Source organism: Exiguobacterium sp. 9-2 (genome assembly GCF_036287235.1).
In the GTDB taxonomy this organism is placed as follows: Bacteria; Bacillota; Bacilli; order Exiguobacteriales; family Exiguobacteriaceae; genus Exiguobacterium_A.
In genome coordinates, this window is sequence record NZ_CP142850.1 from 3,012,898 (window position 1) to 3,026,420 (window position 13,523).

At 47.8% G+C, this 13,523-nt stretch carries 12 protein-coding genes and 1 riboswitch; of the genes, 7 read left to right on the forward strand and 5 right to left on the reverse strand.

The features are described 5' to 3' along the window. Window positions 1-168 precede the first annotated feature (168 nt). Together ahpC and ahpF are read left to right on the forward strand one after the other, a co-directional pair. Window positions 169-732, forward strand: a complete 564-nt coding sequence (gene ahpC / locus VJ374_RS15720; RefSeq protein ID WP_012371860.1) for an alkyl hydroperoxide reductase subunit C — start codon at window positions 169-171, stop codon at window positions 730-732. A 14-nt stretch (window positions 733-746) separates the two neighbouring features. Then, window positions 747-2,276 carry an alkyl hydroperoxide reductase subunit F gene (gene ahpF / locus VJ374_RS15725; protein WP_329469605.1) on the forward strand — a complete coding sequence of 510 codons (1,530 nt, stop codon included), beginning with the start codon at window positions 747-749 and terminating at the stop codon, window positions 2,274-2,276. Window positions 2,277-2,319: 43 nt separating this feature from the next. Here the strand turns inward: ahpF and VJ374_RS15730 are convergent, their stop codons facing one another. Then, entirely contained in the window at window positions 2,320-2,889 is a 570-nt protein-coding gene (locus VJ374_RS15730) for a hypothetical protein (protein ID WP_329469607.1), read from the reverse strand. Between the two features lie 251 nt (window positions 2,890-3,140). Here VJ374_RS15730 and VJ374_RS15735 point away from each other — a divergent pair, with 251 nt between their 5' ends. Further along, window positions 3,141-3,683 carry an ECF transporter S component gene (locus tag VJ374_RS15735; RefSeq protein WP_050678560.1) on the forward strand — a complete coding sequence of 181 codons (543 nt, stop codon included), beginning with the start codon at window positions 3,141-3,143 and terminating at the stop codon, window positions 3,681-3,683. 44 nt (window positions 3,684-3,727) lie between these two features. On the opposite strand, the gene VJ374_RS15740 is transcribed toward VJ374_RS15735, so the two are convergent. After that, window positions 3,728-5,221, reverse strand: coding sequence for a malate:quinone oxidoreductase (locus VJ374_RS15740; protein WP_329469611.1), 1,494 nt, complete (start codon window positions 5,219-5,221; stop codon window positions 3,728-3,730). Window positions 5,222-5,466: 245 nt separating this feature from the next. Here VJ374_RS15740 and VJ374_RS15745 point away from each other — a divergent pair, with 245 nt between their 5' ends. Continuing rightward, on the forward strand, window positions 5,467-6,996 hold the full coding sequence (locus VJ374_RS15745; protein ID WP_329469612.1) for a cryptochrome/photolyase family protein: 1,530 nt from the start codon (window positions 5,467-5,469) through the stop codon (window positions 6,994-6,996). 40 nt (window positions 6,997-7,036) lie between these two features. Here the strand turns inward: VJ374_RS15745 and VJ374_RS15750 are convergent, their stop codons facing one another. After that, on the reverse strand, window positions 7,037-8,404 hold the full coding sequence (locus VJ374_RS15750) for an amino acid permease (RefSeq protein WP_329469614.1): 1,368 nt from the start codon (window positions 8,402-8,404) through the stop codon (window positions 7,037-7,039). Window positions 8,405-8,564: 160 nt separating this feature from the next. Continuing rightward, window positions 8,565-8,642: riboswitch (glycine riboswitch) on the reverse strand. Window positions 8,643-8,851: 209 nt separating this feature from the next. Between VJ374_RS15750 and VJ374_RS15755 the strand changes: the two genes are divergently transcribed. Continuing rightward, window positions 8,852-9,391 carry a histidine phosphatase family protein gene (locus VJ374_RS15755; RefSeq protein WP_035411770.1) on the forward strand — a complete coding sequence of 180 codons (540 nt, stop codon included), beginning with the start codon at window positions 8,852-8,854 and terminating at the stop codon, window positions 9,389-9,391. Between the two features lie 213 nt (window positions 9,392-9,604). On the opposite strand, the gene VJ374_RS15760 is transcribed toward VJ374_RS15755, so the two are convergent. Then, entirely contained in the window at window positions 9,605-10,126 is a 522-nt protein-coding gene (locus tag VJ374_RS15760) for an NUDIX hydrolase (protein WP_035411768.1), read from the reverse strand. 18 nt (window positions 10,127-10,144) lie between these two features. Continuing rightward, window positions 10,145-10,639: an LURP-one-related/scramblase family protein gene (locus VJ374_RS15765; RefSeq protein ID WP_329469618.1), complete on the reverse strand. Its 495-nt coding sequence runs from the start codon at window positions 10,637-10,639 to the stop codon at window positions 10,145-10,147. A 152-nt stretch (window positions 10,640-10,791) separates the two neighbouring features. Between VJ374_RS15765 and VJ374_RS15770 the strand changes: the two genes are divergently transcribed. Together VJ374_RS15770 and VJ374_RS15775 are read left to right on the forward strand one after the other, a co-directional pair. Further along, window positions 10,792-12,399, forward strand: coding sequence for an FMN-binding glutamate synthase family protein (locus VJ374_RS15770; protein WP_329469621.1), 1,608 nt, complete (start codon window positions 10,792-10,794; stop codon window positions 12,397-12,399). A 107-nt stretch (window positions 12,400-12,506) separates the two neighbouring features. Further along, window positions 12,507-13,502, forward strand: coding sequence for a tRNA dihydrouridine synthase (locus VJ374_RS15775; RefSeq protein WP_329469622.1), 996 nt, complete (start codon window positions 12,507-12,509; stop codon window positions 13,500-13,502). The last annotated feature ends 21 nt before the right edge of the window (window positions 13,503-13,523 follow it).

Here is a 13,523-nt window from a genome sequence, read left to right on the forward strand (position 1 = left end):
TTCACACAATTTTTTCTGAAATAAGAAATTGCCGATTATACCTTGACAAAAGTGTTGGTCTATATGAAATTAGTATTAGATTAGAATTATTCTAGTGTGATAAATACAGATTATCTGTATGCACTAGAACAGATTCTAAATATAGAACCCTTGAGGAGGATTTTTATCATGTCTTTAATCGGAAGTGAAGTAAAACCATTCAGTGCATCAGCATTCCACAACGGAGAATTCGTTGACCTAACGGATGCCAACCTTCGCGGTAAATGGAGTGTCGTATGTTTCTACCCTGCAGACTTTACATTCGTTTGCCCGACAGAACTCGAAGATCTCCAAAACCAATACGCAACTCTCAAAGCGCTTGACGTTGAAGTTTACTCTGTTTCAACAGATACGCATTTCACACATAAAGCATGGCACGAAACGTCAGAAACAATCGGTAAAATCGAGTACGTTATGATCGGTGACCCATCACACGTCATCTCACGTAACTTCGAAGTCTTGAACGAACAAGATGGTCTTGCTGACCGCGGTACGTTCATCATTGATCCAGACGGCGTCATCCAAACAGTTGAAATCAACGCAGGCGGCATCGGTCGTGATGCGAGCACACTCGTCAACAAAATCAAAGCAGCACAATACGTACGTAACAATCCAGGCGAAGTCTGCCCAGCGAAATGGGAAGAAGGCTCTGCAACACTCACACCAAGCCTTGACCTCGTCGGAAAAATTTAAGGAGCGGATTCGCGATGGCTTTAGCACCAGACATTAAAGCACAACTCGCGCAATACCTCGAGCTTCTCGAAGGCGATCTCGTCCTAGCCGTTAGTGCTGGGACAGACGCCGTCTCGCTTGAGATGAGCGCACTCGTCGAAGAGATCGCAAGCATGACACCACGCATCTCCGTCGAGCAGGCAAGCCTTCCCCGGACACCAAGTTTCACAGTCAACCGTGTCGGTGAGACAAGCGGCATCACGTTCGCGGGAATCCCACTCGGTCATGAGTTCACGTCCCTCGTCCTCGCACTGCTTCAAGTCAGCGGTCGAGCACCGAAGGTCGACGCGGACGTCATCAAGCAGATTCAAGGCATTCAAGAAGCGTACCACTTCGAGTCGTACATCAGCTTGAGCTGCCACAACTGCCCAGATGTCGTACAAGCGTTGAACGTCATGAGCGTCCTCAATCCGAACATCAGTCACACGATGATTGATGGCGCGGCATTTAAAGCAGAAGTCGAACAAAAAGAGATCATGGCTGTTCCGACAGTCTTCGTCAACGGCGAAGCATTTGGTAACGGACGGATGTCGCTTGAAGAAATCTTGGCGAAGCTTGGCACAGGTGCCGATGCTTCTGATTTCGCTGATAAAGATCCATACGATGTCCTCGTCGTCGGTGGTGGTCCAGCTGGATCGAGTGCTGCGATTTATGCAGCCCGTAAAGGGATCCGGACAGGAATCGTCGCAGAACGCTTCGGTGGACAAGTCATGGATACGATGAGCATCGAAAACTTCATCAGCATGAAGTACACGGAAGGACCAAAACTCGTCGCAAGTCTTGAGGAGCACGTCAAGGAATATGGCATCGACGTCATGAACCTACAACGGGCAACTCGTCTTGAGAAGAAGGACCTCCTCGAGCTCGAGCTTGAGAATGGTGCTGTCTTGAAAACGAAGAGTTTGATCCTTTCAACAGGCGCACGCTGGCGGAACGTTGGTGTTCCAGGCGAACTCGAATTCAAGAACAAAGGCGTCGCCTACTGCCCACACTGTGATGGTCCATTGTTCGAAGGAAAACGTGTCGCAGTCATCGGTGGCGGAAACTCAGGGATCGAAGCAGCCATCGATCTCGCGGGAATCGTCAAGCATGTCACGGTCCTTGAATTCGCACCGGAACTAAAAGCAGACGCTGTTCTTCAAGAACGCCTCGCTTCTCTTCCGAACGTCACGGTCGTCGTCAACGCACAGACGAAGGAAATCACGGGAACGGATAAAGTGAACGGAATCACGTATATCGAGCGCGAAACGAACGTCGAACGTCACGTCGAGCTCGAAGGTGTCTTCGTCCAAATCGGTCTCGTACCGAACACGGACTGGCTCGGTGAAACGGTGAGCCGTAACAAGTTCGGTGAAGTCCAAGTCGATCGTCACGGCGCAACGAACGTACCAGGCGTTTTCGCTGCAGGCGACTGCACGGATAGCGCGTATAAACAGATCATCATCTCGATGGGATCTGGTGCAACAGCTGCACTCGGTGCTTTCGATCACTTGATCCGGAATTAATGCAAAAGAGCGGAACTCAAACGAGTTTCGCTCTTTTTCTATTTCAATAGTAGATTTCACCAACGGATGAACAATGAAATTCTTTTGTGATGTGGTGCTTTGTTAAGATGCCTTGCTTCGCGTATGTACCACTGACCGTTACGACCATCGTTTGTCCTGCATCGATTCGGGTACCATCGAATCCTTTCTGTGTCCAAATGCCATCATTGATGGCTTGAGACGTCATCGAAAAGACATCAGAGAACCACTGTCGCTCACTTTGCTCCAAAAGTTCCGTTTCGAAATTCCCTGTGATCCGAACTTCTTTTTTACCTTGTGTTCGTTCAAGTGCTCGTTGACCATCTCCATAAATACTCAATTGAACATGCAACGGTTTTAACCGTTTGATTGCTCGTTCTTGAAAACGTTTTGGCGAAATCCAGTCCTCGTCTGCAAATTGATTTGCTGCAAGCAATGTGACGTCCGCATTTTCATGTGTCCGATTCAATTCTTGCACGATTTTTTCATATGCTGCGTAATAACGTTGATGTTGTGTCGTCTGATCCTTCGCCTCCAATATGACTGGTGACAATGAAGCGAATAAAAAAACAGCTGTCGCGATCTGATATTTCATTAACTTCCCCCTTCCTTTCGCTGTTCATTGTACAGAAAAAACAAAGAGTAGATTCAAAAACGACAACCGTTTTGGAGATTTTTTCATTTAAGACTGTATGAATAGATTAAACTCTTTTGGAATTAAGAACGAATGACGATTTTTTAGTCAATCTGACCCCTATAAATAATTCAAAGTTGACACTTTTGACTAGTCCAGGCATCTGATAGATTGAAGATATCTTAAAATCTATCATAAAGAAGGTTAGTCACATGCAAAAAGCAGCACCGTATTCTAGCACTCGTACCCGCCAGCTCGTCATCACTGCGATGTCAATCGCACTTGTTCTTGTCGCAACGATGTTAATCAAGATTCAATTACCAATCGCACTAAACGGTGGTCTCATTCATATGGGAACAGCAATGCTCTTTCTCATCGCGATTTTATTCGGTCCACGGACAGCATTGATTGCCGGTGCTGTTGGAATGGGGTTATTCGATCTTCTAACGGGTTATGCGATTTGGGCACCTGGTACGATCATCGCACGTGGACTTCAAGGATTGATCGTTGGTTACATCGCGTGGTCAGGTGGTCGTAACGGAACGAATGTCACGTTCAACTTGATCGGGATGATTGCTTCCGTTCCTGTCATGCTACTCGTCTACTTCGTGCATGAAGGGATTATGTTCAGCAACTGGGTCGCACCAGCCACTTCAATTCCAGGAAACATCACACAAAACGTCATCGGCATCCTCGTTGCGATTCCAGTCGGGATTGCACTGAAGAAAACACGTTTCTTCCGTAACTTCCGCTAAATCAAAAAACCGTCCGGCTCCTCGTGGAGTCGGACGGTTTTCGTTTAGCGAATCGGTTGACCTTGTTCAAGCTCAAGCGTTTTAGCTGTTTCGGCATGGATCTGTTCGAACAGCTCCGGATTTTCAACGAGTGAGATTCCGTAAGACGGAATCATCTCCTTGATTTTTGCTTCCCACGTCGGTAGTTCGGACGGGAAACATTTCGCGAGTACTTCGAGCATGACCGGTACCGCTGTTGAAGCACCTGGAGACGCACCGAGTAAGGCAGCGACAGACCCATCTGCTGCACTAACGACCTCTGTTCCGAACTGGAGTGTCCCTTTTCCTTGTGGTGTGTCCTTGATGACTTGGACACGTTGACCAGCGACGACGACATCCCAGTCTTCTGTCTTCGCATTCGGGATGAACTCACGTAATTCGTTCATCCGTTGTTCCGTCGACAAGAGGACTTGTTCGATCAGATACTTCGTCAATCCCATCTCTTTTGCTCCCGCAGCAAGCATCGTCAAGACGTTGTTTGGTTTGACAGATGCGATCAAATCAAGATTTGATCCTGTCTTGAGGAACTTCGGTGAAAAGCCAGCGAACGGTCCGAAGAGGAGCGATTTCTTTCCATCGATATACCGTGTATCCAAGTGCGGCACCGACATCGGTGGTGCTCCGACTTTTGCTTTTCCATAGACTTTCGCATGATGCTGTTCAATGATCTCAGGATTTTTACAAACGAGGAACAAGCCGCTGACCGGGAAACCACCGATTTGCTTCGATTCCTCGATGCCTGTTTTTTGAAGCAACGGTAGACTACCGCCGCCACCCCCGATGAAGACGAACTGCGCCGTATGATGCTCAATCCGATGATCCCGTTCATTCTTTACTTTGACTTCCCAACCCCCGTCAACACGCTTCAAGTCCTCGACACCGTGCTGATAGTTGATCTCTACATCGTGCTGTGCGAGATATTCAAACAGGATTCGTGTCAACGCACCGAAGTTGACGTCCGTTCCTGAATCGATTTTTGTAGCGGCGATCGGCTCTGGTGACGTCCGACCGTTCATGATGAGTGGAATCCACTCGGCTAATTTCGCTGGATCCTCTGAATATTCCATCCCTGCGAACAACGGATTCGCTGATAGCGCTTCCAATCGTTTTTTCAGGAATTCGACGTTTTCCGTTCCTTCGACCATGCTCATATGTGGAATCGGCATGATGAATTCTTTTGGATTCGGCAAGACACCTTCCTTGACGAGATGCGACCAGAATTGACGTGACAGTTGGAACTGTTCGTTTACTTTTACCGCTTTACTGATATCGATCGAACCATCAGCATTTTCCGTCGTATAGTTCAGTTCGCATAGTGCGGCGTGACCTGTTCCTGCATTGTTCCACTCATTCGAGCTCTCTTCCCCGGCACTCGCGAGTTTCTCGAATACCTTGATGTTCATCTCAGGCGCGAGTTCTTTTAACAAGACCCCTAACGTCGCGCTCATGACTCCGGCACCAATTAAAATAACGTCTGTTTTTTTAGGCATACTGCTCATGATATCCTTCCTATCCCCGTTGATATTATGGACTACCTGTCATGAAAAACTTCCCCCTCATGACGACAACTTACCTTTCCATTATAACCCTATCATAGCTTGCACAGAAAGGAACTTCTTTTACATTCAGAAATGTGCAAAAGCGATGATTCAGAATAAGAAGATGTTCGTTAGCCGGCACACAATCAGGCATGACTTTGACGAAAAACGGTAATCATATAACGAAAGTAAAAGGAGGAACACTCATGGCGACACGCTGGATATTCGGCAATCAATTGAATCACGATCTCCCTTTATTACAGGAAGCAAACAAACAAGACGATGTCATCCTGATGGTCGAAGCGACCTCGCGCTCCAAGTGGAAGACGTACCATAAACAAAAGCTCGTCCTCGTCTTCTCAGCGATGCGACATTTTGCGGAAGAACTGCGCGAGAAGGGCTTCACTGTCGATTACCGGGAAGCCGATTCGTTCGATCAGGCATTCCAAGCGCACCGGAAAGATCATGATCCGGATCATGTATTTTATACAGCGATCACGGACGAACCAATGCGCAAGGCGATGCATAAGTGGCAAGACGCTTTACCGAAGAAAATCACGGTCGAGGTTTGTTCCGACGTGCCGTTGTTTTTACTGACACAGGAAGAAGCGGTCGAAGCAATTGGCGACAAGCCATACAAGATGGATCGGTTTTATCGCAAACTGCGCAAGGAACGAAACGTTCTCATGAACGGCTCTAAACCGATCGGTGGAAAGTGGTCGTTTGACGCTGAGAATCGAAAACCAGCGAAGTCCGGGACGACGTTTCCGGATCCCGTTCAGTTTCGTCCCGACCACATCACAAGGGATGTCATCGATAAGGTCGAGCGTGATTTTTCCGATCATCCAGGAGCACTTGATTCCTTTCATTGGCCGGTTACACGAAAGGAAGCGATGCAGGCTCTCCATCGTTTCATCGAAGAGCGGCTTGAGACGTTCGGGACGTATCAAGACGCCATGCTGACCGGTGAAGATACGTTATCGCATTCGCTCTTGTCAGCAGTAATCAATCTCGGCTTACTGACACCGGAAGAGGTCATTCGTCAAGTCGAGGCAGCACTTGAAGAACAGGATGCTCCGCTCAATGCGGTCGAAGGTTTCATACGCCAAATCCTCGGCTGGCGCGAATACATGCGTGCCGTCTATCTAGCTGAGATGCCAGACTACGCTTCCGTCAATGCGCTGCGTCATGAAGCGGATCTACCGGACTTTTTCTGGACCGGGAAGACGAACATGAACTGTGTCGCTGAATCGTTACGTCCTGTCGTCGAGCATGCCCATAACCACCACATCCAGCGCTTGATGGTGCTCGGGAACTTCGCTAATCTGTTTGCGATCTCACCGCAACAGACGGCAGACTGGTTTAATGAGATGTACATCGATGCCTACGACTGGGTCGTTTTACCGAACGTTCTCGGGATGGCGCTACATGCCGACGGGGGAACGTTATCGACTAAACCGTACATCGCTTCGGCGAACTACATTAATAAGATGAGTGATTATTGCAAGGGATGTCCGTTTCATCAAAAGGACATGCTTGGCGAAGATGCCTGTCCGTTTAACGCCTTGTACTGGGACTTCATCGATCGGCATGAAAAACGCTTCGCTGATAATCAGCGGATGTCGATGATGTATCGGCAATGGGGAAAGCGCGATGCGGACAGCAAACGCGATATTCGAAAGAAAGCGAAAGCACTTCGGAAACAACTACAGGATGGTGCTTTCAATACACCATGAAACAAGCCGGTCGGATTAGATCCGACCGGCTTGTTTTGACTTACGCACTTTTTTGATTAGCTGCTTGTTGTTTCTTTTTCCGGAGGTGATATAGTCCAAATAATCCGAGGAACCAGACCGGTGTCAGCAACAAGGCTGGACGTGTATCGTCAGCAAACAACATGACGACGAGAATGACAGCAAACAATCCGAGCACGAGGTAATTGACGAGTGGTGTCAATGGTGCTTTGAATGTCGATGCTGCATGTAATTCCGGATTTTGTTTCTTGTACCGGAGATGACAGACGAGGATGACACCCCAGACCCAGATGAAGCAGATTGCACTGATCGTCGTGACGATACTGAACGCTTGTCCCGGTAACAGCTTACTGAGCAAAGCACCGACTGAGACGACGATCGTCGAGACGAACAAGGCGTTTGCTGGAACATGATTTTTGTTCAACTTCGAGAACTTGTTCGACGCTTGCTGTTGATTTCCCAGGTTATACAGAATCCGGCTAGTCGAGAACATTCCGCTGTTACATGCAGAAGCAGCGGATGTCAGTACGACGAAGTTGATGATTCCTGCTGCGAGCGGAATCCCGATCAGACTGAACGTCTTGACGAACGGACTTTCTGTTGCACTTAATCCTGTCCATGGGTTGATCATCAAGAGAATCAGCAAGGCACCGACATAGAAGAACAGAATTCGGAGCGGAATCTTATTGATTGCAGATGGGATGTTCTTCTTCGGATCTGCTGTCTCGGCTGCTGATACCCCAACGAGCTCGACACCGACATAAGCGAAGACGACCATCTGGAACGAGAGCAGGAATCCAGAAATCCCGTTTGGCATCCATCCATTATGTGACCAGAGATTCGACACTGTGACGGGACCGGCATCCGTTTTAAAACCAATGACGAGCAAGACGATTCCGACACCAATCAAGGCAAGAATCGTCACGACTTTGATCAAGGCGAACCAAAACTCAAGTTCACCGAACAATTTAACGGTCAATAAGTTAAAGCCAAGTAAAATCAAGAGCGCGAGTACGGCTGGAATCCATTGCGGGATATCAAACCAATACTTGACGTATACACCGATAGCGATGATGTCCGCCATTGCCGTCATGATCCAACAGAACCAGTACGTCCAACCGGTCACGAACGCGGCACGCGGTCCGAGATAATCTTCTGCGATATCCGTGAGTGACTGATAACCTGCTTTTGACAATAACAATTCCCCAAGTGCGCGCATAACGAAGAAGATTGCGATCCCGACGAGTAAGTAGGCAAAAATGATCGATGGTCCGGCGAGTTGGATCGCTTTTCCTGATCCTAAAAACAACCCTGTTCCGATCGTTCCACCAATGGCAATCAACTGTACATGACGATTAGATAAATCTCGTTTTAATCCTTGCTGTTCCAAACCTGAACTCCTCCTTATGATGGTTTCTCTACGCTTCAGACCGTTCTGTCGGTCCTGAAAAAAGAAAAAAGAGACTGGACGAATGTCCAATCTCAACAAAATCAAAGGAATAACCCATACACACCACTATGACATTCCATGAATGCCCGTCGCTGCATGTGATTACTCTTCTGTCCGTTTGCCTGAGATTGTGAACCCTTCGGCGCCGTGTCGACACGGTCTCTCCAGAAGCTGCTCCTGCCATAGTGTGACCCATGACAATCATAGCTTTCTCTTTATTTGATTATCCGATGCGTCGCTGCATCGATGAATTGTTTCTAATTTTAGTAATCTCGACAGCATTTGTCAACGCCTTTTTCAAAATCATTTTTCAATCTATGAAAAGGACTTTACCATCTTTTCCAGAAATCATACAGCACCACTTGATCATGAAAGGATGAAACATTCATGTCGACGATTTACTTGATTCGTCACTGTGAAACGACCGGTCAGGCACCTGATGCCCCATTAACACCTGGTGGAGAAGAACAGGCACGACGACTGTGCACGCAGTTACTTGAGCTTCCGATTACACATCTTATTTCGAGTCCGTATCGCCGTGCGCTCGATTCGATTCAACCACTTGCGACTGCCCTGAAACTTCCCATTACACGGGAGGATGCTTTGAAAGAACGACAGTTAAGTGCTGTTCCACTTGACGATTGGCAGGATCATCTCCGACAAACGTTCGTCGATCCAGACTATACGTGTCCTGGTGGTGAATCTAGCCGAATAGCAACTGAGCGTATCACGCGTGTCGTCGATGAAGCGTTGCAACAGCATGATGGATCCATTCTCGTGACACACGGGAATTTGTTGTCTTTATATTTGCATTCGATCGATCCAACATTTGGATTCCAAGAAAGCTTACAGCTCAAAAATCCGGATATTTTTAAGGTGACACGTATTCAAAAACAAACAATTATAGAACACTTGGTAGCCTTTTGAAATTCTATTTATCTTAGGCATATGAACCGATAGAATCTATTTTTTATTTATAAAAAGCATAAGAACTATCTATTTTACTTCCCTTCGAAACGGCTTTATATTAAACGAATTGATAACAAAAATTAAGTAGTTTTAGATTCATGTATGAAGCGGAACTTCGAAAATCTGCTTAATCAATCAACAAGCCCTTCCGGATCACCGGAAAGGCTGTCTTTATACTTCATTATGAGCACCATAGCTATGGCGAAGGGCAAACAACAGTCGAATCAATGGTTCATGATAGCCGATAAACCATCCTTCTTCGATCCCGTTGATGATGGCCTCTTCTGTCATCCAAGCGACACGCTGAACTTCTTCTTCCTGTAGTGTCAGCGTCGTCAGATCCACTTCTTGTTCGACGAGATAATAATCATCAAAACCGATTTCAAACGGAATCGTCAGATGCGGACGGACGCCCGTAAAATCGATGTCGAGTCCAAGCTCTTCCGACAATTCCCGTTGCGCCGCCATCTGACTCGTATCCCCGCTGATCGCACTGCCCCCGACTGTCAGATCCCACATGTTCGGCCAACCGGATTTGAACGGTTGCCGTTGTTGGACGAGCATCTCTCCCTTGGCGTTAAAAACACAGACGTGAATCGTCATGTGATAATCGCCAGCTGTATGTGGCGTTCCCCGTGTCCAGAGCCGTCCTGTTTTCTTGCGATCTGCTGTGTATACATCCCACTGTTCCATCTTGCATCATTCCCCTTTTTAACTGATGAAAGACGAGTTATTCGAGCTTTCCTCCGCTTTGACGCAATCAATCGCGACGACGAGGGCGATCAATAATTCTTCCATCGCTTCATCTTCGACTTCAATCATGTACTGATCGGTCCAAGAAATCCACTTTTTCTGCACGCGACCAATCCGTTGTCCCTGTTGCAGGACTTCAAAATCGACATCCCACCAGTCGCCTGTGACTTCGAACTGATCCGAGTTGATTGTATAACGATCCTTGAAGAACGTGAACTCTTTGATGATTTCGAATGATTGTCCCACTGCTTCGACATAAAAGACCGGACGGAAACTAAACGTTTTTTTCTCGATTTCAGCAACGACTTCTCCGTTTCGGTTCGTTACGGTGAAGGTCTTCGGTAATTTCATAAAACTTCCCTCAATGTGATACGCATCGTGTCCTTCTTCGTCCTGAATCGCAAATCGTCCACGCAAACTGAAGGCTTTTTGTTTCATATAAAGTGTATGCATACCGGTCTCCTCCTTTAATGTATAGTCTTATTTACGACATTACTGACAGAAAAGATTCAAAATCTGGAAATAGCCAGTTGGTGCAGTTTGTAACAGAAGCTTCAGTGGTATCAACTTACATAACACGAATCTACGGGAAAGAAGGAATTTTGATGTCTATCGATACGATTGTGCTCTTCATTTTACTCGCCATCGCCCTGTTGATCATCCTTGTTCCACCCCTCCTCTTTTGGCACGTCTGGCGCGCCGATCGTCGCCAACAAGAACATGCGGTCCTGCGCAACTTCCCCGTCCTCGGAAAGATGCGCTATATCCTCGAAAACATGGGACCGGAACTCCGCCAATACTTATTTCTCAACAATAACGAAGGCAAACCCTTCTCTCGCAATGAATATAAGACAGCCGTCCTTTCTGGCAAATATCAAAGTCGGATTCTTAGTTTTGGCTCGGAACGTAATTTTGAAGAAGCTGGTTTTTATGTACAAAACGCCCTCTTTCCAACGAATCGACAGGAATTACGGATCGATCAATCAGAACGTGTCGATACGCACATCTATCAGATTGATCGCGATGAACTGTTTACGCGGAAAGAACATCTCGTTGCCAAGCAAATCTCACCCTATCTCTTGAAAATGGAGGATGCACCGATCATTGGTGCGACGACGTGTCGGCACCCTTATCAAATCCAAGGACTGATTGGTCAATCGGCAATGAGTTTTGGTGCACTCGGTGACCGGGCCATTACCGCTCTCTCGATCGGACTTGGTCGTGCTAAAGGAAGCTGGATGAATACCGGTGAAGGCGGGCTATCCGACTTTCATCTCAAAGGTGATGTCGACATCATCTGTCAGATTGGTCCCGGGCTGTTCGGCGTCCGGACGGAGGACGGCGACTTTTCGTTCGACGAGTTTCAGAAAAAAAGTGAGTTACCACAAGTCAAAGCCTTCGAACTCAAACTTGCCCAAGGGGCTAAAACGCGTGGTGGACATTTAGAAGGCGCAAAGGTCACGGAAGAGATTGCTGCTGTCCGGAAAGTCAAAGTCGGTGTTGGCATCGATAGTCCGAATCGCTTTAACGAATTCACGACACCAGAGACGATGCTCGACTGGGTCGAACGTCTCCGTGAGATCGGCGGCAAACCGGTCGGGATTAAAGTCGTCGTCGGTAATCTCGAAGACATGCGGCAGTTGATTGCTTATATGGAAGAATCCGGTCGTCATCCAGACTTCATGACGGTCGACGGTGGCGAAGGAGGGACAGGCGCGACGTTCCAAGAACTTGCGGATGCTGCCGGCCTACCACTCTTTTCCGCTTTACCGTTCGTTCATCAACTTTTGACGGAAGCCGGTTTACGCGACAAGGTCAAAGTGTTCGCATCCGGTAAGCTGATCAGTGCTGATAAGATTGCGATCGCTCTCGCCCTCGGCGCTGACTTCGTCAACATCGCGCGTGGTTTAATGTTTAATGTCGGCTGTATTCAAGCCCAAGTTTGTCATACGAATCACTGTCCGGTCGGCGTTGCGACGACTGATCCGAAACTGCAGAAGGCGCTGATCGTCGACGAAAAGAGTTTCCGCGTGACGAACTACATCATCTCGTTACGAGAAGGACTCTACAATCTGACGGCGGCAGCAGGACTCGTCTCACCGACGGAACTTCGCCCAGAACACGTCATCTATAAGGACGAAGCCGGACACCTGATTCCGGGTCCAGACTGGATGGCACGGCATATGATGGATCGCTCTCTTTCCTCACGGTAACGAATAGCACTCACTTGCACTTTTTAGCGAGAGCGCTTAAAGTGTATAGTTGATGAAATTCTTTAACCACACATGTGCATTACCTTAAGGAAAGGGTTTAATATACTATGAAAAAGAACTTTTGGCAGGACTTACCACGACCATTTTTCGTCTTAGCACCGATGGAAGACGTCACCGACGTCGTCTTCCGCCACGTCGTCGCAAAAGCGGCGCGTCCGGACGTCTTCTTCACGGAATTCACGAATACAGAAAGCTATTGTCACCCGAAAGGCAAACAGAGCGTCCGCGGACGTCTTGAGTTCACGGAGGATGAACAACCAATGGTCGCTCACATTTGGGGCGACAAACCGGAATATTTCCGCGAAATGAGTATCGGTATGGCAGAGATGGGCTTTAGCGGGATCGACATCAACATGGGCTGTCCCGTCCATAACGTTGCTGTTAACGGGAAAGGCTCTGGCTTGATCAATCGTCCGGAAGTCGCGGCTGAACTGATCCAAGCGGCAAAAGCGGGCGGTCTCCCAGTCAGCGTCAAAACGCGTCTCGGCTACACGAAGGTCGAAGAGTGGCATGATTGGTTGCGCCACATTCTCGAACAAGATATCGCGAACCTCTCGATTCACCTCCGGACTCGTAAAGAGATGAGCGCCGTTCCAGCGCACTTCGAATTAATTCCAGAAATCAAGAAGTTACGCGATGAGATCGCACCACAAACGTTATTGACGATCAACGGGGATATCAACGATCGCCAACACGGTCTGGAACTCGTTGAGAAATACGGTGTCGATGGTGTCATGATCGGTCGTGGGATCTTCCACAACCCATTCGCATTCGAAGTCGAGAAAAGAGACCATTCGAGCCAAGAACTCCTTGACTTGTTACGTCTACAACTCGATCTACACGATCATTACTCGTCTCAATTCGAGCCCCGTCTCTTCAAGCCATTACGTCGGTTCTTCAAGATTTATGTCCGCGGATTCCGCGGTGCGAGTGAACTGCGGGTCAAATTGATGGAGACGAACTCAACGGACGAAGTGCGTGCTTTACTCGACGCTTTCGTTGAAGAAGAAGGTATTCACGAGGTCAACTCGTTTTCAATCTAACAGCAAAGCACGCCTCCCCGG

Excerpts from the sequence above, each read along its gene's own strand:
- ahpC (WP_012371860.1), top strand. The coding sequence starts at position 169 with ATGTCTTTAATCGGAAGTGAAGTAAAACCATTCAGTGCATCAGCATTC.
- ahpF (WP_329469605.1), top strand. The coding sequence starts at position 747 with ATGGCTTTAGCACCAGACATTAAAGCACAACTCGCGCAATACCTCGAG.
- VJ374_RS15730 (WP_329469607.1), bottom strand. The coding sequence starts at position 2,889 with ATGAAATATCAGATCGCGACAGCTGTTTTTTTATTCGCTTCATTGTCA.
- VJ374_RS15735 (WP_050678560.1), top strand. The coding sequence starts at position 3,141 with ATGCAAAAAGCAGCACCGTATTCTAGCACTCGTACCCGCCAGCTCGTC.
- VJ374_RS15740 (WP_329469611.1), bottom strand. The coding sequence starts at position 5,221 with ATGAGCAGTATGCCTAAAAAAACAGACGTTATTTTAATTGGTGCCGGA.
- VJ374_RS15745 (WP_329469612.1), top strand. The coding sequence starts at position 5,467 with ATGGCGACACGCTGGATATTCGGCAATCAATTGAATCACGATCTCCCT.
- VJ374_RS15755 (WP_035411770.1), top strand. The coding sequence starts at position 8,852 with ATGTCGACGATTTACTTGATTCGTCACTGTGAAACGACCGGTCAGGCA.
- VJ374_RS15760 (WP_035411768.1), bottom strand. The coding sequence starts at position 10,126 with ATGGAACAGTGGGATGTATACACAGCAGATCGCAAGAAAACAGGACGG.
- VJ374_RS15765 (WP_329469618.1), bottom strand. The coding sequence starts at position 10,639 with ATGCATACACTTTATATGAAACAAAAAGCCTTCAGTTTGCGTGGACGA.
- VJ374_RS15770 (WP_329469621.1), top strand. The coding sequence starts at position 10,792 with ATGTCTATCGATACGATTGTGCTCTTCATTTTACTCGCCATCGCCCTG.
- VJ374_RS15775 (WP_329469622.1), top strand. The coding sequence starts at position 12,507 with ATGAAAAAGAACTTTTGGCAGGACTTACCACGACCATTTTTCGTCTTA.